At 66.7% G+C, this 20,786-nt stretch carries 18 protein-coding genes; 3 read left to right on the top strand and 15 right to left on the bottom strand.

Annotation, left to right across the window (positions count from 1 at the left end):
* Positions 1–293: 293 nt before the first annotated feature.
* The 3 genes from katG to OF829_RS17290 all read right to left on the bottom strand — a co-directional run bounded on the left by katG (position 294) and on the right by OF829_RS17290 (position 6,102).
* A complete protein-coding gene (gene katG, locus OF829_RS17280) occupies positions 294–2,486 on the bottom strand; it encodes a catalase/peroxidase HPI (protein WP_264941399.1) in 2,193 nt (730 codons plus the stop codon).
* A 97-nt stretch (positions 2,487–2,583) separates the two neighbouring features.
* On the bottom strand, positions 2,584–4,302 hold the full coding sequence (locus tag OF829_RS17285) for a carbamoyltransferase family protein (RefSeq protein ID WP_264941401.1): 1,719 nt from the start codon (positions 4,300–4,302) through the stop codon (positions 2,584–2,586).
* 6 nt (positions 4,303–4,308) lie between these two features.
* Complete coding sequence (locus OF829_RS17290) at positions 4,309–6,102, bottom strand: ABC transporter transmembrane domain-containing protein (RefSeq protein WP_264941402.1); 1,794 nt, start codon at positions 6,100–6,102, stop codon at positions 4,309–4,311.
* A 166-nt stretch (positions 6,103–6,268) separates the two neighbouring features.
* On the opposite strand from OF829_RS17290, the gene OF829_RS17295 reads away from it, so the two are divergent.
* Positions 6,269–7,498, top strand: a complete 1,230-nt coding sequence (locus tag OF829_RS17295; RefSeq protein WP_264941403.1) for a polyhydroxyalkanoate depolymerase — start codon at positions 6,269–6,271, stop codon at positions 7,496–7,498.
* Between the two features lie 7 nt (positions 7,499–7,505).
* Here OF829_RS17295 and OF829_RS17300 read toward each other — a convergent pair whose 3' ends face one another.
* From OF829_RS17300 to OF829_RS17330, 7 genes are all read right to left on the bottom strand, one after another.
* Positions 7,506–7,874: a YkvA family protein gene (locus tag OF829_RS17300; RefSeq protein WP_264941404.1), complete on the bottom strand. Its 369-nt coding sequence runs from the start codon at positions 7,872–7,874 to the stop codon at positions 7,506–7,508.
* A gap of 58 nt (positions 7,875–7,932) precedes the next feature.
* The gene (locus OF829_RS17305) at positions 7,933–8,418 is read right to left on the bottom strand and encodes a pyridoxamine 5'-phosphate oxidase family protein (protein ID WP_264941405.1); all 486 of its coding nucleotides are present in this window, start codon (positions 8,416–8,418) and stop codon (positions 7,933–7,935) included.
* Positions 8,419–8,554: 136 nt separating this feature from the next.
* The gene (locus OF829_RS17310) at positions 8,555–9,505 is read right to left on the bottom strand and encodes a glucokinase (RefSeq protein WP_264941406.1); all 951 of its coding nucleotides are present in this window, start codon (positions 9,503–9,505) and stop codon (positions 8,555–8,557) included.
* A gap of 226 nt (positions 9,506–9,731) precedes the next feature.
* A complete protein-coding gene (locus tag OF829_RS17315) occupies positions 9,732–10,217 on the bottom strand; it encodes a DUF805 domain-containing protein (RefSeq protein ID WP_264941407.1) in 486 nt (161 codons plus the stop codon).
* A complete protein-coding gene (locus tag OF829_RS17320; protein WP_264941408.1) occupies positions 10,214–10,738 on the bottom strand; it encodes a DUF805 domain-containing protein in 525 nt (174 codons plus the stop codon). Before OF829_RS17320 ends, OF829_RS17315 begins: the two co-directional genes overlap by 4 nt.
* A gap of 42 nt (positions 10,739–10,780) precedes the next feature.
* On the bottom strand, positions 10,781–11,959 hold the full coding sequence (locus OF829_RS17325) for an acetyl-CoA C-acyltransferase (RefSeq protein WP_264941409.1): 1,179 nt from the start codon (positions 11,957–11,959) through the stop codon (positions 10,781–10,783).
* 23 nt (positions 11,960–11,982) lie between these two features.
* Positions 11,983–12,438 (bottom strand): MaoC family dehydratase, encoded by a 456-nt coding sequence (locus OF829_RS17330; protein WP_264941410.1) that lies wholly within the window; start codon positions 12,436–12,438, stop codon positions 11,983–11,985.
* A gap of 135 nt (positions 12,439–12,573) precedes the next feature.
* Here OF829_RS17330 and OF829_RS17335 point away from each other — a divergent pair, with 135 nt between their 5' ends.
* The gene (locus OF829_RS17335; RefSeq protein ID WP_264941411.1) at positions 12,574–15,504 is read left to right on the top strand and encodes an L-glutamate gamma-semialdehyde dehydrogenase; all 2,931 of its coding nucleotides are present in this window, start codon (positions 12,574–12,576) and stop codon (positions 15,502–15,504) included.
* A gap of 97 nt (positions 15,505–15,601) precedes the next feature.
* Here OF829_RS17335 and OF829_RS17340 read toward each other — a convergent pair whose 3' ends face one another.
* Positions 15,602–16,216 carry a TetR/AcrR family transcriptional regulator gene (locus tag OF829_RS17340; protein WP_264941412.1) on the bottom strand — a complete coding sequence of 205 codons (615 nt, stop codon included), beginning with the start codon at positions 16,214–16,216 and terminating at the stop codon, positions 15,602–15,604.
* A 102-nt stretch (positions 16,217–16,318) separates the two neighbouring features.
* On the opposite strand from OF829_RS17340, the gene OF829_RS17345 reads away from it, so the two are divergent.
* A complete protein-coding gene (locus OF829_RS17345) occupies positions 16,319–16,783 on the top strand; it encodes a hypothetical protein (protein WP_264941413.1) in 465 nt (154 codons plus the stop codon).
* Between the two features lie 45 nt (positions 16,784–16,828).
* On the opposite strand, the gene OF829_RS17350 is transcribed toward OF829_RS17345, so the two are convergent.
* From OF829_RS17350 to OF829_RS17365, 4 genes are all read right to left on the bottom strand, one after another.
* A complete protein-coding gene (locus tag OF829_RS17350) occupies positions 16,829–17,224 on the bottom strand; it encodes a VOC family protein (protein WP_264941414.1) in 396 nt (131 codons plus the stop codon).
* Positions 17,225–17,331: 107 nt separating this feature from the next.
* The gene (locus OF829_RS17355) at positions 17,332–18,435 is read right to left on the bottom strand and encodes a mechanosensitive ion channel family protein (protein ID WP_264941415.1); all 1,104 of its coding nucleotides are present in this window, start codon (positions 18,433–18,435) and stop codon (positions 17,332–17,334) included.
* A 10-nt stretch (positions 18,436–18,445) separates the two neighbouring features.
* Positions 18,446–19,462 carry a DNA topoisomerase IB gene (locus OF829_RS17360; RefSeq protein WP_264941416.1) on the bottom strand — a complete coding sequence of 339 codons (1,017 nt, stop codon included), beginning with the start codon at positions 19,460–19,462 and terminating at the stop codon, positions 18,446–18,448.
* A gap of 40 nt (positions 19,463–19,502) precedes the next feature.
* Positions 19,503–20,759 carry a cytochrome-c peroxidase gene (locus OF829_RS17365; RefSeq protein WP_264941417.1) on the bottom strand — a complete coding sequence of 419 codons (1,257 nt, stop codon included), beginning with the start codon at positions 20,757–20,759 and terminating at the stop codon, positions 19,503–19,505.
* Positions 20,760–20,786: the final 27 nt, after the last annotated feature.

Consider the following 20,786-nt stretch of genomic DNA (forward strand, 5'->3'; position numbering starts at 1 on the left):
GCCGGGATGGATACCGGACTTTCGAATTGTTGGAGGTGTCATGGCATGGGGCGCAAGGGATCGCCATACCCGCTAAGGCATTTCCACCTCCGTTCGTCCTGAGTAGCCACTGAGCTTGTCGAAGTGGCGTATCGAAGGACAGGTGAGTCCGACCCACGGTGCTTCGATACGAGCCCTCGATACGCGGCTACGCCGCTACTCGGTCTCTACTCAGCACGAACGGGGGGAGTAAAACGAAAGCGCGCGCCGCGGCCCGGGGGCCACGGCGCGCGCCATTGGGGAGGGGGCTCCCTTTACTTCAGATCAAAGCGGTCGGCGTTCATCACCTTGGTCCAGGCGGCGACGAAGTCCTTCACGAACTTCTCCTCATGCCCGGTCTCGGCATAGACTTCGCCCACTGCGCGGAGCTCGGCGTTCGAGCCGAAGATGAGGTCGGCGCGGGTGGCGCGCCACGTCTCGTGGCCCGCTTTGCGGTCGGTCGCGATATACTCGTCGTCGCTGCCTTCGGCGGCCTTCCAGACATTGGTCATGTCGTAGAGGTTGACGAAGAAGTCGTTGGTGAGCTGGCCCGAACGCCGGGTGAAATGGCCATGGCCGCGCTCGCCGTGATTGGCGCCGAGCACGCGCAGGCCGCCGATCAGCACGGTCATCTCGGGCACCGACAGGCCGAGCAGCGAGGCGCGGTCGAGCATCATCTCCTCGACCTTCACCGCCAGCCTCTTCTTGCCGACATAGTTGCGGAAGGCGTCGGCCTCGGGCTCCATCACCGCGAAGCTGTCGGCGTCGGTCTGCTCCGCGGTCGCGTCGCCGCGGCCGCCGGTGAAGGGCACCGCGACGCTGAAGCCGGCATCCTTGATCGCCTTTTCGAGGCCGACCACGCCTCCGAGGACGATGGCGTCGGCGAGCGACAGGTTGCCGCGCAGGCCGTCGAGGGTCGACAGCACCTTGGCGAGCGCCTGCGGCTCGTTGACTTCCCAGTCCTTCTGCGGGGCGAGCCGGAGGCGCGCGCCATTGGCGCCGCCGCGATGGTCGGACTTGCGATAGGTGCTGGCCGAGGCCCAGGCGGTCTTGACCAGCTGGCTGACGGTGAGGCCGCTCGCGGCGATCCTGGCCTTCACCGCCGCGACGTCCGCGTCCGCAGGCATGGTGCCCGCGGGGATCGGATCCTGCCAGATCAGGTCCTCGGTGGGGACTTCAGGCCCGAGGTAACGGATCTTGGGGCCCATGTCGCGGTGGGTGAGCTTGAACCAGGCGCGGGCGAAGGCGTCCTTGAACGCCTCATGGTCGTTGCGGAACTTCTCGCTGATCGCGCGGAATTCGGGGTCGCGCTTCAAGGCCATGTCGGCGGTGGTCATCATCGTCGGGACCTTGATGTTCGGGTCCCACGCTGCCGGGGCCTTGTCCTCTTCCTTCTGGTTGATCGGCTGCCACTGGTTGGCGCCGGCGGGCGACTTCACCAGCTCATAGTCATAGTCGAGCAGCAGGCGGAAATAATTCGCGGTCCATTCCTTGGGCGTGTTGGTCCAGGCGCCCTCGATGCCGCTGGTGACGGTGTGCTCGCCGATACCGCCGCTCTCATGGCCGCTGACCCAGCCGAAGCCCTGCGCGGCGAGATCGGCGCCCGCGGGCGCGGCGCCGAGCAGCGCGGCGTCGCCATTGCCGTGCGCCTTGCCGAAGGTGTGGCCGCCCGCGGTGAGCGCGACTGTCTCCTCGGCGTTCATCGCCATGCGCGCGAAGGTCTCCTTCATGTCGCGCGCCATGCCGGCATCGTCATGCGGGTTGCCCTGCGGGCCTTCGGGATTGACGTAGATCAGGCCCATCTGGATCGCGGCGAGGGGCCCCTCGAGCTCGTGAAGCCCATGTTCGGGGGCGATGCGGGTCTGGACGCCCTGGTTCACCCACTTGTCTTCCGAGCCCCAATAGATGTCGCGCTCGGGCTCGAACACGTCGGCGCGGCCGCCGCCAAAGCCGAACACGGGCCCGCCCATCGATTCGATCGCGACATTGCCGGTGAGAATGAACAGATCGGCCCAGCTGATATGCTTGCCGTATTTCTGCTTGATCGGCCACAGCAGGCGGCGTGCCTTGTCGAGGTTGCCGTTGTCGGGCCAGCTGTCGAGCGGGGCGAAGCGCTGCTGACCGCTATTGGCGCCGCCGCGGCCGTCGGCGGTGCGATAGGTGCCCGCGGCGTGCCAGGCCATGCGGATGAAGAAGGGGCCGTAATGCCCGTAATCGGCGGGCCACCAGGGCTGGCTGTCGGTCATCAGCGCGGTGAGATCGGCCTTGAGCGCGTTATAGTCGAGCGCCCTGAACGCCTCGGCATAGTCGAAATCGGAGCCCATCGGGTTCGACGGGCCATTGGGGTTGAGGATCTCGGTGGCGAGCATCTCGGGCCACCAATCCTTGTTGGTGCGGCCCAGCAGCCCCCGCACCCCGCCCGCATGCGGGCAGCCGCCGCCATCGATCGATCCGGTCTTCGCGTCCATGAGTCGAGTCCTCTCTGTTTTGATGTTGGCCTCACCTAGGCCCACAACACTGGCGGGAGAAACAAGTCCGTCCCATGTCGGAGAGTGATAAAATCGATCAGTGGGATTGGAGGCGCGCCGACTCGGGTGCAGTCCCGGTTTTGACCACCAGCACGTCCTGCAGCACCAGCACGTCGAGCGCGCTCTCGGCGAACAGTGCGACCGCCTCCCCGGGCGTCTCGACGATCGGCATGCCGCGCCGGTTGAAGCTGGTATTGAGGAGCACCGGAATTCCGGTGCGCGCGTGGAAGGCCTCGATCAGTCCGGCGAAGGCGGGATTCCAGGCGCGGTCGACGGTCTGGACCCGCGCGGTGCCGTTGACATGCGTGACGTTGCGCAGGGCGTCGGCATAGGCGGGCTTCGTCCGGTCGATCAGGATCATGTAGGGGCTGTCGCGGCCGGAAACGAAGCAATCCCCGGCGAATTCGGGGAGTATGGCGGGGGCGAAGGGGCGGAAATCCTCACGGAACTTGATGGCGGCGTTGATATGGTCGCGCATGCCCGGCTTGCCGGGGTGCGCCAAGATGCTGCGTCGGCCCAGCGCGCGGGGGCCGAACTCGCTGCCGCCCTGGAACCATCCGACCGTATTGCCCTGCGCGAGCTGTTCGGCGACGCGGGCGGCGAGATCGTCCGGCTCGGTTATCCGCCAGTCCGACGGTGCGTCGGCCAGCGCCTCGCCGATCTCCGCCATGGTATAGGTCCTGCCGAAGCAGGTGTTGCCGTCATGCGGCACGCGGTCGCGGCCCAGCGCCTTGATCCAGCCGTAGAAGGCGCATCCGAGCGCCACGCCATTATCGCCGGCGGCGGGCTCGATATAGAAATCGTGCACCACAGCCTCGTCGAGCAGCCGCGCGTTCGCGACGGCATTGAGCGCGATGCCACCGGCGTAGCAGACGCGGCCAGCAGGGAAGCGCCGCAGCCTTGCCTCGAACAGCGCGATCACCGCGTTTTCGACCTGTTGCTGGGCCCAGCAGGCGATGTCGGCATAATATTGGAAGTTGGCGCGGAAATCCTCGTAACCGGAGGCCGGGCGGGTCAGCGTGGCCTGCCATTCCTCCTCGACGAAGATGCGGTCGTCGCGGACGCTGAACGCCTGGTGCGCCACCGCGCCGGGCCTGCCATAAGGGGCGAGGCCCATGAGCTTCCCGGCGTCGTCGAGATTGCCGAAGACGTAGCGGCTGACCGCCGCATAGAAGCCGCCGACCGAATGCTCGGTGCCGGGCATCCGGATGTGCGGCGAGGTCTGCGGCCGGTAGAGGCTGAAATCCTTGAGCAGCGGCACGACCTCGCGCCCGTCGAAATGGTAGAAGCTGTCCTTCTCACACCACATGGCGGGCTGCCGGGGCAGGTCTTCGGGAAGGAGGATGCCGCGGCCCGTATCGGTGCATTGCACGAAGGGACTACCGCAGCCATCGAGCACCATGATCGCGCAATCGTCGAACGGGCAGGTGCCCGCGGCGCTCCAGGCATGCGCCAGATGGTGCGAGATGCTGAGGATGGGCGGATGGTCCGATCCGGCGAACGGGCGGGGGCCGGCGAAGACGTCGCGGTCGGGAATCTCGTAATTGGCGCACTGGACGACGAGGTCGATGTCGGAGAGCGCGATGCCTTCGGCGTCGAGGCAGTAGCGGATCGCGGCGTTATCATTGCCGCCGTCATGCTTCTGCCGGGTGATCCGTTCCTTTTCGATGCCGACGCACACGCGGCCGTCCTTCAGAAGAACCGCCGAGCCATTGTGCGACAGGCCCGTGCCCAAAACATAGACCGGCTTCGACAAAAAGGATTACGCCGCGTCGTTGAACTGCAGCGCCGCCAGCCGGGCATAGAGCCCGCCGCGCGAGACCAGTTCGGCATGGGTGCCGGTGTCGACGATCCGCCCCTCGTCCATCACGATGATCCGGCCCGCGGCGCGGACCGTGGCGAGGCGGTGGGCGATGACGAGAGTAGTGCGGTTCTCCATCAGCCGGTCGAGCGCGTCCTGGACGAGGCGTTCGCTCTCGGCATCGAGCGCGGAGGTGGCTTCGTCGAGGAGGAGGATCGGGGCGTCGCGCAGCAAGGCGCGGGCGATGGCGATGCGCTGGCGCTGGCCGCCCGAGAGGCGCGCGCCGGCTTCGCCGAGAAAGGTGTCGAGGCCCTGGGGGAGCTCGCGGAGGAACTCGCTCGCGTTGGCCGCGTCGGCGGCCGCCCAGATCGCCTCGTCGCTCGCGTTCCATTCGCCGTAGCGGAGATTGTCGCGGGCCGAGGCGGCGAAGATCACCGTTTCCTGCGGCACCATCGCCATGCGGGCGCGGATCTCGGCGGGGTCGGCGGCGGGCAGGGGCACGCCGTCGACGCGGATCTCGCCGCTTTCGGGATCGTAGAAACGCTGGACGAGCTGGAAGAGGGTCGACTTGCCGGCCCCCGAGGGGCCGACCACGGCGACGGTCTCGCCGGGGTTCACGAACAGCGTGAAGTCCTGGAGCGCCGAGACTTCGGGGCGGGTCGGGTAGCGGAAGCTGACCTTGTCGAAGGCGAGCGCGCCCTGGGGCGGCTGGGGGAGCGCGACGGGGTTGGCGGGGGCGGCGATGTCGGGCTGTTCGTGGAGCAATTCGGCCATGCGCGCGGCGGCGCCCGAGGCGCGGAGCAGATCGCCATAGACTTCGGTCAATGCGCCGAACGAGCCGGTGACGATGGTCGAGGTGACGATGAAGGCGAGGAGCGAACCCGGGCTGATCCGCCCCGTCGCGACCTCGCCCACCGCCGACCAGACGATCAGCGTGATCGCGGTGAAGAGCAGCCACATGACGAGCGCGGTCATCACCGCCCGCAGCGCGAAGCGGCGCTTGCCCGCGGCGAAGGTGCGCCACACCGCGTCCTCGAACCGCTCGCTCTCGCGCTGTTCCTGCCCGAAGGCCTGGACGATGCGTATCGCGCCGAGCGTCTCCGAGATCAGCGAACCGATCGTCGCGATGCTGTCTTGGCTCTTGCGCGACAGCTGCCGGACGCGGCCGCCGAGCCACATGATCGGAAGCACGGTCACCGGGATGCCGATGATCAGATAGGCGGCGATCTTGGGTGACAGGATGAAGAGATAGGCGACGCCGAGGATGCCGGTGACGAAATTGCGCAGCGCGATCGAGACGGTGCTGCCGACGATCTGCTCGACGATCGCGGTGTCCGAGGTGAGGCGCGAAGCGATCTCCGACGGGCGGTTTTCCTCGAACCATTTGGGGGGCAGGCGCAGCAGGTTGCGCTGCACCGCGATGCGCATGTCGGCGACGGTGCGCTCGCCGATCCACGAGACGAAGAAGAAGCGGACCGCGGTGGCGAAGCCGAGCACCACCACCACGCCGAGCATCAACTCGAAATAGAAGGCGATCTGGCCATGATCGGCGCGGGCGGCGAAGCCCTTGTCGACGATCAGCTGCGACATGACCGAGATCGACAGGGTGGCGAGCGACGAAACCGTCAGCGCCAGCGTGGCGACGACGAGCTGGAGCGGATAGCGGCGCGTGAAGCCCCAGATGATCAGCAGGTTGCTCAGCTTGCGCGGCGGGGGCGCGGGCGAGGTCGTTTCGGCGGTGGGTTGTTCGGCCATGGCCTGCGGGGCCTAGCGCGATTGGGGGCGGGCGAACAGAGGGGGCTGGAAGTTGTGCACAGTCGGTAGAGCGGTGCGGCTTCTACGGCGTTGCACCGCACAATGTTAGCGCTATAACTCCGCTCCCTCGCGCCGTTTATCCGGGGGGAGCGGGGCGGAGAAGCACATGCTGTACGACGCGTATGAACTTCAGCGCTCGATGCTGGCGGGCGCCAGCGCGATGGCCAATTTCTCGGCCGGGCTGCTCAACAATCCCGCCAATCCCTTCGCCTATCTGGGCGGAGGCACCGTGCTGGGATCGGCGCTGGAAGTGTTCGCCCATGCGAGCGCGCCGCGCGGCAAGCCCGAATTCGGGATCGATTTCACCAGCGTCGATGGCCGGCAGGTCGAGGTTCATGAGGAGATCGTGCTCCGCAAGCCGTTCGGCCAGCTCAAGCGCTTCGTGCGCGAGGGCGTCGAGGGTGGACCGAAGCTGCTGATCGTCGCGCCGATGTCGGGCCATTATGCCACGCTGCTGCGCGGCACGGTCGCCCGGATGCTGCCGACCTGCGACGTCTACATCACCGACTGGCGCGACGCGAAGCTGGCGCCGCTTTCGGACGGGCGCTTCGATCTGGACGATTATATCGATTATATCGTCGAGTTTCTGAGCTTTATCGGGGAAGGCAAGGAGCGGCCGCATCTGCTCGCGGTGTGCCAGCCCTCGGTCCCCTGCTATGCCGCGGTCGCGCTGATGAGCGCGGACAAGCATCCCTGCCGCCCGCTCACCGCGACGCTGATGGGCGGACCGATCGATACGCGCGAGGCGCCGACCGCGGTCAACACGCTCGCGACCGAGCGGCCCAAGGCGTGGTTCGAGCAGAATGTGATCGCTACCATCCCGATGACCTATCCGGGCGCGGGGCGGAAGGTGTATCCCGGCTTCCTCCAGCTCGCCGGCTTCATGACGATGAACCTGGGCAGCCACATGGTCAGCCATTGGGAGATGTTCAAACATCTGGTCCAGGGCGATGGCGACAGCGCCGACGCGACGATGCGCTTCTATGAGGAATATCGCTCGGTCTGCGACATGACCGCCGAATTCTATCTCCAGACGATCGAGGTGGTGTTCCAGAAGCATTCGCTGCCCAAGGGCGAGATGACGCATCGCGGGCGGCCGGTCGATCCGGGCGCGATCACCGACGTGGCGCTGCTCGCGATCGAGGGCGAGCATGACGATATTTCGGGGGTGGGGCAGACCAAGGCGGCGCTGACGCTGGCGACCGGGCTGCCCGAAGGGATGAAGCACTATCTGATGGCCCAGGATGTCGGCCATTACGGCATCTTCAACGGCTCGAAATGGCGCGGCCGGATCGCGCCGGTGGTCGAGCAGTGGATCGCCGGGCACGCGGGCTGAGCGCGGCTCAATCGTATTCGAACGTCACCACGCTCCAGACCAGCCACGCCGCCAGCGCCCAGATCGCGAGGACGATCAGGATTCCCCAGCGCGAGACCGGGCGTTCGGCCGCGGCTTCGGCGGTGGCGCGGTGTTCGGCCATCAGGCCGGCGGGGACGAGCTTCTCGAACAGCCAGACGCCGAGCGGGATCAGGATCGCATCGTCGAGCAGGCCGAGCACGGGGATGAAATCGGGGATCAGGTCGATCGGCGAGAGCGCATAGGCGGCGACGAGGGTGCCGAACAGCTTGGCGAGCAGCGGCGTGCGCGGGTCGCGGATCGCGAGCCAGACGGCGTGGGTCTCGATGCGGATGCGGTGTGCGAGGCTGGGGCCCATGGGGGACCCTTCGCACGCTGTCTCCCCTGCCTGCAAGGGAGGGGAAAAGGTAGGCGCATTACAGCGCCGTCTCGACATGCCGGCCCATTTCCTCGCCGCTGATCTTCATGCCGGTGAGCATCTTGACCTTGCCGAGGATCGATTCGTCGCCTTCCCAGATCTCGGCATCCTCGAGTTCGAAGCGGAGCATGAGAAGGTTGGGATCGTCGCGGCCGCCGTCGAACCAGGCCTCAGTGATGTTCGACCAATATTTGTCGATGATCGCCTCGTTCGTCTCGGGGACCAGATTGCCGCGGATGCAGGCGAAGATCTTGTGGTCCTTCGACATATGCTGCGCCATTGCGGGGCCGCCAGCGGCGATGCGATTGTCCTTGCGCGTGTAGAACCAGAATTTGCCGGTGACATCGTCGTCGAGCTGGGCGGTGAGGGGCTCGGCATGGGCATCCGATCCGATCAGGCTGACCATCACGAAGGGGCTCTTCGCCATCTTCTCCCACATTCGGTTGAGGACTTCGGCAGGGTCGGCGGTTTCGTCCATCGGCATTGTCGTTCTCCTTCAATGGGTTGAGGAGAGAACGATAGTTTGCATTGGCGGTTCCCCTCTGAAAGCAGGGGGCCAGGTTCACGGACGGTTCGCTTGAGACTCTGGGCTCCTGCTTTCGCAGGAGCACATGCTGGACCTACGCCGTCCCGATGAAAGCCGCGGCGCCGAGCAGTTCGAGGTCGTTGCGGTTGACCAGCGCCACCGGCACCTCGCCGAGCTGACGGCGGAACGCGGCCTTGCCTTCCATCCGCTGGCGGAAGCCGGGATCCGAGAGCTGCGGGTGGAGGAAGCGCGCGATCGCGCCGGTCAGGAACACCCCGTCCCACGCGCCGAACGCCATCGCCAGATCGCCGCAAAAGGCGCCGAGATGCTCGGTGAACATCTTGACCGCTGCGGTCGCATGCGGGTCGCGGCCGATGTTACGCGTAACATCCTCGGGGCGGGCGAGCTTCTTGCCGCCGCTCAGCGCCTCATAGGCGAGCATCAGCCCGGGCGCGCTCAGCAGGGTTTCGGCATCGATCATATGGCCCTTGGACTGGGCATATTGCGCGAAGGTGCGCTCGTCGGCGGTGTTGGCGCAAAAGGACATGTGCCCCGCCTCGGTCTGGATCGGGACGAGCTTGTCTCCCGCGCTGATCAGCGCCGCGACGCCGAGCCCGGTACCCGTGCCCACCACGACATAATTGCCGCCCGGCTGCACCGGCTTGGGCGGGGGGCCACGCAGCGGGGTGAAGGCGGCGGCGGGCAGCATCGTCAGCGCCAGCGCATTGGCGGCGCATTCGTTGAGCGCGCGCGGGCGCTCGCGCAGCACCGCCTCGACGCCCGAGAGCGAGATGTACCAGCGGCTTCCGGTCAGGTTGATCAGGTCGCCGCGCGCCGCGCCCGCGACCGCGAGGACGCTCGGCAGGCGCGCGTCGCGCAGGTCGAGATCGGTGAGGTACGAGACGAGCGCGCTCGTGAAGGTCGGGTGTTCGGCGGTCATGAACTTGCGAATGTCGCGGGGCGCAAGGCCCTGCTCGCCGCCGGTCAAGCCGAAACGGACCGATTGGCGGCCGATATCGGCCACAAGTGCCAATCCTTCGCGCATCGGCGCGACCCCTCCTTGTTATTGCGTTCCGTGTTTTCCCGGTCCGTCAGCTGGTAACGCTAACAGGCGCACATAAAATGACAATATGATTTAGGAAACGTTTGTATTGATGCAGAAATGACAACGTTGGCGAAAACAAGCTGCGCCATCAACGAGCGGCGGCACGGAAAGGTGCATAGCCACAGAGAGTTAGAATGGGGTGACGGCGGTCATCCGGGAAAACCCGTTAGACTTGAGTTGCGGCATCGAGGCGCGGATCGGGGCCGTAGCGGTTGGGGCCGGGGGTGCCCGCACGGAACAGCGCGATGAGATAGGCGGTGATCGCGACCACGACGAAGGCCATCCACCAGATTTCGCGCTGATATGGGTTGGGACCGTCCCTGGTGAGCCAGAACCCCAATGCCTGGGTGGCCGCATAGAGTAGCGCGCCGGGCCAGCCTGGCAGATTCTGATCCTGCAAGCGGCGCGCGAGCAAGGCAAATGACGGGAGCAGAAACAGGAACCCCACCAGGTCGGTCAGAAAATGCGGCGGCATGAGGTGGAGCGTGAGAAGTACGATATGCGAGACGGTAAAAATCAGCACCGCCAGCATGTAGAGCAGCCAGAAGCTCACAACTTCGGTGCGGGTCGAGCGGCCGGTGAAGTTGAGCGTCTCACGGAACGCCTTGAGCCCGCGCGCGAGCGTGATGTAGCGGGAGGGGACCTCGTTCACGCGGCGGCGGTTTGCTGGGGTTCGGAGGCGAGACGCGGATCAGCGCCGTAGCGGTTGAAGCCGGGGGTGCCGGGGAGGAGATGGAGAATCAGGATCGCGACGCCGATCATGGCCCACACGCTCATGAAGCCGATCCATGACGGCCCGGTGGGCGACCATTCGAACGGTGGGCCCGATGGGCTCAGGGTTCCGGTGGTAACGGCCATCGCGAAAAGCACTGCATAGGGTGCCATCAGCAGCAGCGCCCACCAGCCGGCGCGACCCTGGTCGTGAAGGCGCCGCGCGAACAGCGCGATCCAGGGAAAGCTCCAGACAAAACCCCAGACGAGCTTGAACGCCGCAAGCGGAACATTGAACGGGGGCGCCATGGTGAAACGCCCCATATTCGCAAGCGTGCCGAGGAGGAAGAAGGTCACCACTTCGGTGCGCGTCGAACGGCCCGAGAAGACGAACATGTCGCGCAGCGGCTGGAATGCGGTGCGCACCCAGCTCGCCCGCTGATAATGTTCGTCGGCTTCCATGAAACGGGAGGCTGCCTGCGCGGCTGCCTCCCGTCAATCCGGTTACAGCACCTCGAACAACCCCGCCGCGCCCATGCCGCCGCCGACGCACATCGTGACGACGACATATTTCGCGCCGCGGCGCTTGCCCTCGATCAGCGCGTGGCCGGTGCAGCGGGCGCCGGTCATGCCGTAAGGATGGCCGATCGAGATCGAGCCGCCATTGACGTTGAGCAGCTCGTTCGGGATGCCGAGCTTGTCGCGGCAATAGATGACCTGGACCGCGAAGGCCTCGTTCAATTCCCACAGGCCGATATCGTCCATCTTGAGGTTGAACTTGCTCAGCAGCTTGGGGATCGCGACGACCGGGCCGATGCCCATCTCGTCGGGCTCGGTGCCGCCGACGGCGATGCCGACATAGCGGCCGAGCGGGGTGAGGCCGCGCTTCGAGGCGAGCGATTCCTCCATCAGCACCGATGCCGAGCTGCCGTCCGACAGCTGCGAGGCATTGCCCGCGGTGATCGTGCCGCCGGGGAGAACGGTGTTGAGGGCCTGCAGCCCCTCGAGCGTGGTGTCGGCGCGGTTGCCCTCGTCCTTGGTGAGGGTGACCTCCTTGGTGGTGACCTCCTTGGTCTCCTTGTTGACGATGTTCATCGCCGCGGTGACGGGGATGATCTCCTTGTCGAAATAGCCCGCGGCCTGCGCGGCGGCGGTGCGGCGCTGCGATTCGAGGCTGTATTCGTCCATCGCCTCGCGGCCGATGCCGTAGCGCTTGGCGACCACTTCGGCGGTCTGGAGCATCGGCATGTACACATCCTTGTGCATCGCCAGCAGCTCGTGATCGGGAGCGAAGCGCATCTGCGGCGTCTGGACCAGGCTGATGCTCTCGACCCCGGCGCCGATGGTCACGTCCATATTGTCGGTGATAATCTGCTTGGCGGCCGTCGCGATCGCCATCAGCCCCGACGAGCATTGCCGGTCGATCGACTGGCCCGCGACGCTGACCGGGAGCCCGGCGCGCAGCAGCGAGGTGCGCGCGATATTGCCGGCCTGGTGGCCCTGCTGGAGCGCGCAGCCCATGACGACGTCATCGACCTCGGCGCCTTCGATCCCGGCGCGCTCGACCGCGGCCTTGATCGAATGGCTGGCGAGGGTGGGCGAGGGGAGATTGTTGAACGCCCCGCGATAGGCGCGGCCGATCGGGGTGCGGGCGGTGGAGACGATGACTGCGGAGCGGGACATGACGGTATCCTTCTTGTCGGTTCTCAGATGTAGATCAGGCTGATCCACTCGGCGATCAGGGCGGGCTTGGTCTCGCCCTCGATCTCGAGCGTATATTCGTTGATCTGCTCCCACACGCCGGGCTTGCGCTCGGTGAAGCTGAGCAGCTTGAAGCGGCCGCGGACGCGCTTGCCCGAGCGGACGGGCGTGAGGAAACGGACTTTGTTGCCGCCGTAATTCACGCCCATTTTGACCCCGGCGATCCTGGGCGTGTCGGTCTTGGCGGCGAGCATCGGCATCAGCGAGAGCGACAGGAAGCCGTGCGCGATCGTGCCGCCGAACGGGGTCAGCGCCGCCATTTCCGGGTTCACATGGATGAACTGGTGATCGCCCGTCGCGTCGGCGAACTTGTCGATCATCGCCTGGCTGACCTCGACCCAGTCCGAGACGCGCTCGGTGCCGATGCTGGCGGCCATTTGCTCGACCGAGATGGTATCCATTGAGACTGGCCTCCCGCGCGCGTTTCTCGCATAGCGCTCGCGCATCCCTAGAGAGACTTTCGCGGACGAAGCAAGCCTCTCAAAACCGAGAATATGAAAATGCCGAGCGACGTAGCGTCATCCCCCCGCGAAACCATGGCGCGGCTCCACCGCGCGAGCGAACCCGATGTTCTAAAGCCGCTGCTGGAGCGCGCGCGGCTAAGCCCCGAGTCGCGCGCGGGGGTGATGGGTCATGCGGCCGGGCTGCTCGCCGATCTGCGCGCGGCGCAGAACAAGGGGTGGGTGAACCGGTTCCTGCAGGAATATCGGCTCAATTCGTCCGAGGGCGTGGCGCTGCTTTCGCTGGCCGAGGCATTCCTGCGCGTGCCCGATCCCGAGACGGCGGACCTGCTGATCGCCGACAAGATGGGCGATGCCGACTGGAAGAGCCATGCGGGCAAATCGAACTCGCTGCTGGTCAACTCGGCGACCTGGGGGCTTGTGCTGGGGCGCGCGGTGGTCGGCGGCGAGTCGGGCGGGACGCTGCGCCGGCTGATCGCGCGCGCGGGCGAGCCGTTTGTGCGCCAGGCCGTCGGCGCGGCGATGAAGATGATGGGCGAGGTCTTCGTGATGGGCCGCACCATCGACGAGGCCGCCAGGCGGATGAAGCGGCCCGAGCATGAGGGCTTCACCGCGAGCTTCGACATGCTGGGCGAGGCGGCGCGGACCAAGGCGGATGCCGAACGCTATTTCCAGGCCTATTTCGAAGCGATCAAGGCGGTCGGGCGCGATCCGAAGGCGGGCAATTCGATCTCGGTGAAGCTCTCCGCGCTGCATCCGCGCTATGAGGTGGGGCAATATCATCGCTGCGTGCCCGAGCTGACCGAGATGCTCGCGCAGCTCGCCAGCGAGGCGGCGCACCAGAATATCGCGCTGACCGTCGATGCCGAGGAGAGCGAGCGGCTCGAGATGAGCCTCGACATCATCGGCAATGTCGCGCGCGGGCCCGAGCTGAAGGGCTGGGACGGGTTTGGCATGGCGGTGCAGGGCTATGGCAAACGCTGCCGTGCGGTGATCGCCTGGGCCGATACGCTGGGGCGGCCGATGCATGTGCGGCTGGTGAAAGGCGCCTATTGGGACAGCGAGATCAAGCGCACCCAGGTCGAGGGGATGAGCGACTATCCGCTGTTCACCCGCAAGGCGGCGACCGATGTGTCCTACCTCGCCTGCGCGCGCGACATGCTCGAGGCGAAGAATATCGTGCCGGCGTTCGCGAGCCATAATGCGCTGACGGTGGCGACGATCCTGGAGTGGGCGGGCAAAGCCCGAGACTTCGAGTTCCAGCGGCTGCACGGGATGGGCGAGGGACTGTACGAGCGGCTGGTGCGCGAGGAGGGCTATCATTGCCGGATCTACGCGCCGGTGGGCGGGCATCGCGACCTGCTGGCCTATCTCGTGCGCAGGCTGCTGGAGAATGGGGCGAATTCCTCCTTCGTGCACCAGCTGGCCGATGAAGGGCTGAGCGAGGAGGAATTGCTCGCCGATCCGGTCGAGAAGATCGCGAGTGTCGGGGGCACGCGGCATCCGAGCATTCCGCTGCCGGTGGAGTTGTTCGGCGAGTGGCGGAATTCGGCGGGGATCGACCTGGCCGAGCGGAGTATCCTGGCCGAGACGGCGGCGGCGATCGCGGCGACCCCGGTGCGGAAGCAGGCGGCGTGGAAGGGCTCGGTGCGCGACGAGATCGGCCGGGCGCAGGCGGCGTTTCCCGACTGGGCGGGGCGCAGCATGGACGATCGCGCCGCGATCCTCGAACGGCTGGCGGACCTGCTCCACGAGAACCGGATCGAGCTGATGGCGATCTGCGTCAAGGAGGCGTTCAAGACGCTCCCCGACGCGCTGGGCGAGGTGCGCGAGGCCGAGGATTTCTGCCGCTACTATGCCGCGCGCGCGCGGAGCGACCTGGCGCCCTTGGTGCTGCCGGGGCCGACGGGCGAGCGCAACGAACTGCGGATGGAGGGGCGCGGGGTCTGGGCGACGATCGCGCCGTGGAACTTCCCGCTGGCGATTTTCCTCGGGCAGACAGCGGCGGCCTTGGTGACGGGGAACGCCGTCGTCGCCAAGCCGGCGCCGCAGACCCCGCTGATCGCGGCCGCGGCGGTGCGGCTGGCGCACGCGGCGGGGGTGCCCGAGGATGCGCTGATCCTGGTGCCGGGCGGGCCCGAGGTGGGCGCGGCGATCACCGCCGATCCGCGGATCGCGGGGGTGGCGTTCACCGGATCGACGCCGACCGCGAAGAAGATCGCACGGGCGTTGCTGGAGGGAGACGACCGGCCGATTGTGCCGCTGATCGCCGAGACGGGCGGGATCAACGCGATGATCGTCGATTCGACGGCGCTTCCCGAGCAGGTCGTGGCCGACGTGCTGACCTCGGCCTATCGCTCGGCGGGGCAGCGCTGCTCGGCGCTCAGGCTGCTGCTGTTGCAGGAGGATGTCGCCGACACCGTGATCGAGATGCTCAAGGGCGCGATGGAGCTGCTGGTGATCGGCGATCCCGGCGATCCCGCCACCGATGTCGGGCCGGTGATCGATGATGCCGCATACGACAAATTGATGGCGTATCGCGAGTCGGTGAAGGGGCGCTGGATCAAGACGCTGCCGGTGCCTAAAAAGGGCCGCTTCGTGCCGCCGACGCTGATCCGGCTCGACGATATGGACGATCTCAAGGCCGAATGGTTCGGACCGATCCTGCACGTCGCGACATGGGAGGCGGGCAAGCTGGCCGAGACGATCGCGCGGGTGAACGCCAAGGGCTTCGGGCTGACCATGGGCCTGCACAGCCGCATCGCGCGATCGGGCGAGCTGATCGAGGCGAGCGCGCGGGTGGGCAATCTCTACATCAATCGTTCGATGATCGGCGCGGTGGTCGGCTCGCAGCCATTCGGGGGCGAGGGGCTATCGGGCACCGGGCCCAAGGCGGGCGGGCCGCACTATCTCCAGCGCTTCTGCGCCGAGCGGTCGGTGTCGGTGGATACGACCAGTGCCGGGGGAAATGCGACGTTGCTGAGCCTGGACGAGGGCGGGATTTAGCCTTTTTCGTCATCCCGGCGAAAGCCGGGACCCAGAGCCGCAAGCGATTCAGCTGAGTAACCCTGGGTCCCGGCTTTCGCCGGGATGACGGGTTTGTTCAGCTTGCCGGCCCCTCGCTCAGCGGCCTGCTCCCGCGCCGCTCCAGGTCCGCGAGCAGCGTCTCGATCGCCCAGCGGCAGGCCACGGTCATGCCCTCGGCCTCCATGTCCCATTGGTCGCGCATCTCGCGCCAGGCGAGGCCGGTGCCGATGAGCTGGATCACCGCGATCGCGCGGGTGCGGTCGGGTTCCCGGAGGGCCGCCACGCGTTCGTCGAACATCGCGCGCCATGCGGCGACGCGTTCGGGCTTCATCACGTTGCGGATCGCGCGGCCCTCGGCGCTGGCCATGGCGACGGTCATGGTCGCGGCCTTGCGGTCGAAATTGGCGAAGCGCTCGGCCATGCCGCCGAGCAGGTCCTCGAGCGTGGCCGGGATGCCGCCCTCGGGGCCGAGCCGCGCCCAGACCGCGGCGCGCAGCGATGTCTGATCGGGAAAGTAGCGATAGATGGTGCGGCGTGAGATGTTCGCGCGCGCGGCGACCGCGTCGTGCGTCAGCCGCTCGCCCTCGGCCATCAGTTCGGTGAGCGCATCGACGATCTTTTCGCGGGTGTGGGGATTGTCCGATCCTTCAGGCTTGGCGGGATCGGCGAGGAGGAATTTGCGGGCGGCCATGAGGGCGTTGATGGACGATGGCACAAAAAGTGTCAAATCCTACTTGACACAATTTGTGCCATGCGTATTGGGGCGATAATACAGCATTCAAGGAGCCGACACGTGATCTTCCATCTTTCGTTCGACGCCGAGGATCCGCGGCATGTGGCCGAGGTCATCGCCGAACTCTGGGGCGGCAAGGCGATCCCGTTTCCGCCGGTGATGGCGGGAAGCTGGGTCGCGATGGCGTGTGACGATCGCAACACGACGGTGGAGATCTATCCGCGCGGCTGCGAGCTGGTCGTGGCCGAGGGCGATGCCGACAGCTATGGCGTGATCGGCGGCAACGGGCCGCGTTCCTCGACCCACTTCGCGATGGCGACCGGGATGAGCATCGCCGAGGTCGAGGCGATCGGCGCGCGCGAAGGCTGGCCGGTGAAGTATCGCAAGCGCGGCGGGGTGTTCGGCGTGCTCGAATTCTGGGTCGAGGGCACGCGGCTGATCGAGGTGCTGACGCCCGAGATGCAGGCCGAGTATCTGTGGATGAAGATGCAGGACGCGCTGGCGGGGCCGCCGGGAGTGGCGTGAGCGGGAAACGTCATCCCGGCGCAAGCCGGGATGACGGATTGCGGGTCACATATTGTTGAAATGGAGGATATTGCCGTCGGGGTCCTTGAACCAGACGGCCTTGAAGTCGCCCTGGCTATGGACGCCGCCGGCGATTTCCATTCCCATCTCGGGATATTCCTCGAAGGTCACGCCGTTGGCGCGGAGCTGGTCCGCCAGCGCATCGAAGTCCGCGCCGGCATACCATACCACCGCGTTGGCCTTGTTGGTTCCCGCGAATTCGGATTTGTAGATCAGCAACTGGGTGTCGCCGGTCCGAAAGGCCACCACCTGCTCGTGATGGTCACCGGGCTCGAGTTCGAGCGTCTCGCCGTAGAAGCGCCGCGCACGATCGAGGTCGCGCACGGCAAGGATCGCGGACGCGGGCTTGTCGCCCAGCTTTGCCTTGTTCTTGAGCATCATTTGCCGTCTCCTCTCACGCGGCACCCAACGCACGACGCACCCCGAAGGCACCGCGCGGTGCGGCAGGCCGGGGCGCATTCGAGGCCTGGCCTGGCGAGCGGTTCAGCTCAGGGTGAGACGCTCGGCGGCGTCGCAGGTGCCTGGGTGGGGGCGAAGAAATTGATGCCCTCGTCGTCGAAGCGCTTGAGGATCGCCATCGCGACCTTGTGCTTCTTCTCATCGGCTTCGTCGGCGCTGGGGGAGGGGCTGTCGAACTCGATCTCGTAATCGATCGAGCTGACCGCGAAGTCCGACAGCCAGGCCTTGCCGAAGATGCATTTCTCGCCCTCCACGGCCTGGCGGACGAGCTCGGGGACCATCGCTGCCTTCTCGCCGGGCGTCGAGTAAGCGAGGCGGATGGTGAGGGTGATGCGGCGATATTCGCGGTTCGAATTGTTGAGCAGCTCGTAATCGAGCAGCTTCTTGTTGGCGACGATCCGCTCCTCGCCATTGGGGCCGCGCAGGCGGGTCGATTTGAGCCCGATCCGCTCGACCTTCCCCTTGCTCGTGCCGAAGGCGATATTGTCCCCGATCCGGAACGGCTTGTCGAAGATGATCGCGAGCGCGGCGAACAGGTCGGCGAAAATGCCCTGCGCCGCCAAGCCGATCGCGATGCCGCCGATGCCGAGGCCCGCGACGAGGCCGGTGACGTTGACCCCGAGGTTGCTGAGCACCACGACCAGGGCGATCGCGAACACCAGGATGGTGACGAGCATCCGGATGATGCCGAGCGCGCTGGAAAGGGCGTAATTCTGGTTGCTCTCGTCGAGCGTGCGGTGCTCGACCACGCCGAAGATGAGTTCGCGGATCCACACCGCGCCCTGGAGCACCGTGGCGACGGTGGAGAGGACATGGATGACGTTTGCGATCGACGGGCTGGGGTTGGCGAGGCTGCTGACCAGCCAGATCGAGGTCATCACGATGAAGAAATTGTTGGTCTTGCCGAGCGCGCGGCCGAGGATCGAATACCAGGTCGCCGCGCCCTCGCCGCGCCTGCACAGGCGCAGGCCCCAGGCGCGGACGAGATGGATCGCGAAGAAGATTCCAACCGCGAGCGCGCCCGCCAGCAGGATATCGGCCCAGTGGACGCGCACCCAGTCGCTCGCCTCGGTCAGGAAGCTGCGCGCCTGAAGCTGGATATCGTCGCCCGAGGGCAGGATGGCATTGGTCACTCGCGATTCCTCAGGCGGCCTTGGCGTGCGCCGGCGCGGCCCCATCGGCTTCGAGGAAGGCGATCAGGCCGCGTTCGGCGCGGCTGAGGTAGCGCGTCGCGCGCGGCAGGTGCAAATCCTCGCGGAACGCGGCTTGTGCGTCGCGGTCCTTGGCGAGCGCGACCAGCGCCGGGTGGACATAGGATTTGCGCGCGATGGCGGGGGTGTTGCCGAGGGCCTCGGTGACCGGCTCGAGCATCGCGTTGAGGCCGAGATGGTCGTCCGCGTTCGCGAGCGCTTCGAAGGCGAGGACGCTGGCGCCCCAGGTGCGGAAATGCTTGGCGGTGAAATCCTCGTCCACGCACAAGCGGATATAGGCGTTGACGTCAGTCGAAGTGACGGGGTGGCAGTCGCCGGCTTCGTCGCACCAGCGGAACAGATGTTGGCCGGGCAGGTCCTGGCATTTCTTGACGAAGCGGCTGAGCGAGCCGTCGGTGATCGTGAGCACACGCAGCTTGCCCGATTTGGCGCGGAACTGGAGGCGGAGGGTGTTGCCGCGGAGCCTGGCGTGGCGCTTGCGCAGCGTGGTGGCGCCGAAGCTCTTGTTGGTCGCGGCATATTCCTCATTGCCGACGCGGATGCTGCCGAGATCGAGCAGGCGGACGACCGCAGCGACCGCCTTTTCCTTGCGGAGGCCGCGCAACTTGAGGTCGGCCTCGACCTTGGCGCGGAGCTTGGGGAGATGTTCGCCGAATGCGGCGCAGCGATCATACTTCGCCGCCTCCTGCGCCTCGCGGAAATCCTTGTGGTAGCGATACTGTTTGCGGCCCTTGTCGTCATAGCCGGTCGCCTGGATATGGCCGTTCGGATCGGGGCAGAACCAGACGTCGCGGTACGCCGGGGGCATGCCGATGGCGTTCAGCCGGTCGATCTCGTCGCGGTCGGCGATGCGCTTGCCGTGCGCGTCCCAATAGCCCCAGCCGTTGCGGACTTGTCTGCGGGTGATCCCGGGCTGCTGGTCGTCGACATAGATGAGGGCGGCGGACATGGGTCCGGCCTCAATGCGCTATCGGCGCCTTCGTTCCGGGTCAGGGGCGGAAGGGCGAGCCGAACTTCGGATCGGCGATCAGGACAGTGTCGCTGAGGGTGAGCAGGAAGGCGACGAGCGCGGCGCGGTCCGCCGCCGAGAGGTTGAGCCGCATCGGCGCGCCGCCGGGGAGGCGCAGCCGGTTGTCGAGCGCGGGCCCGAGCTGGATGCCGGTGTCGTAGTGGATCACCACGTCGAGCAAGGTCGCGAAGCGGCCGTCATGCATATAGGGGCCGGTAAGGCCGATGCTCTTGAGCGAGGGCGATTTGAAGGCGATCGTCTCGCCCGCATCGAGGCCGTTGCCCTGCGAATTGGCGGCGAGCGCGAAGGTGGGCGGGACATGGCACGCGGCACAGCCCGCGCCGCCGCCGGGGGCGTTTGGGGGCGACATGAAGAGCTGGCGCCCGCGATTTTCCTGCGCCGTGAAATTGGGGAAATCGACGTTGAGGTTGCGGTTCGGCCCGGTGGGGCTGAACACCGCCGCATAGCCGGTATCCCATTTGCTCGAATAGGAGACCATCGCGCGTTCGAACTGGGCGAGCGCGAACTGGATGCGCGGCTCGGTGATCATCGGCGTGCCGAAGGCCCAGGTGAAGAGATCGGGATAGAAGCTGGTGGCGCCGAGCTTGACCGTCAGCGCGGAGATGCCGCCCGCGGCGGGGGTCCAGCCCATCTCGACCGCGTTCTGGATCGGCTGGCTCGCCTGCAGTTCGACCGAGGCGGCGCGCTTGTCCCAGAACATCGAGCCGGGCCGGTAATAGCGGACATTGCCCAGCCGCATCGCATGAGCGTTGGTGAAGGTGCCGCCATTGATGCCGGCGCTGAAGCGCGCGCTGTCGGTGAAGCCGAGCGCCTGCTGGTGGCACGAGACGCAGGAGACGGTGTCGGTGGTGCTGAGGCGCTTGTCGTAGAAGAGGACGCGGCCGAGCGTGGCGATGCGGTTGTCGATCGCGTTGTTCGGCGGCGTGTTGTCGTCGCCGTTGACGGTGGCGTCGTAATAGGCGGGGAGCGCCGGGTTCGCGTAATCGGCGACTGCGGTGAAATCGAGCGTGGTGACGGCGCTGACGCCTGCAGGGGTGACCGGGGTGGGCGTCGGGGTCGGTGTCGGAACCGGGACGGGTGTGGGGGTCGGGGTGACGATCACCGCGCCGCCACCGCCTGCGGTGCCGGCCGATCCGCCGCCCGAGCAGCCGGCGAGGGACATGCACGATGCGAGTAACAGGGCCCGCGCGGTCGCGGCGAAGCTGATCTGCGGCATTGACGTCCTCTCCCCGTCAACCTCGGT

It is taken from the genome of Sphingomonas caeni, from assembly GCF_026013415.1.
Lineage (GTDB): Bacteria > Pseudomonadota > Alphaproteobacteria > Sphingomonadales > Sphingomonadaceae > Sphingomonas > Sphingomonas caeni.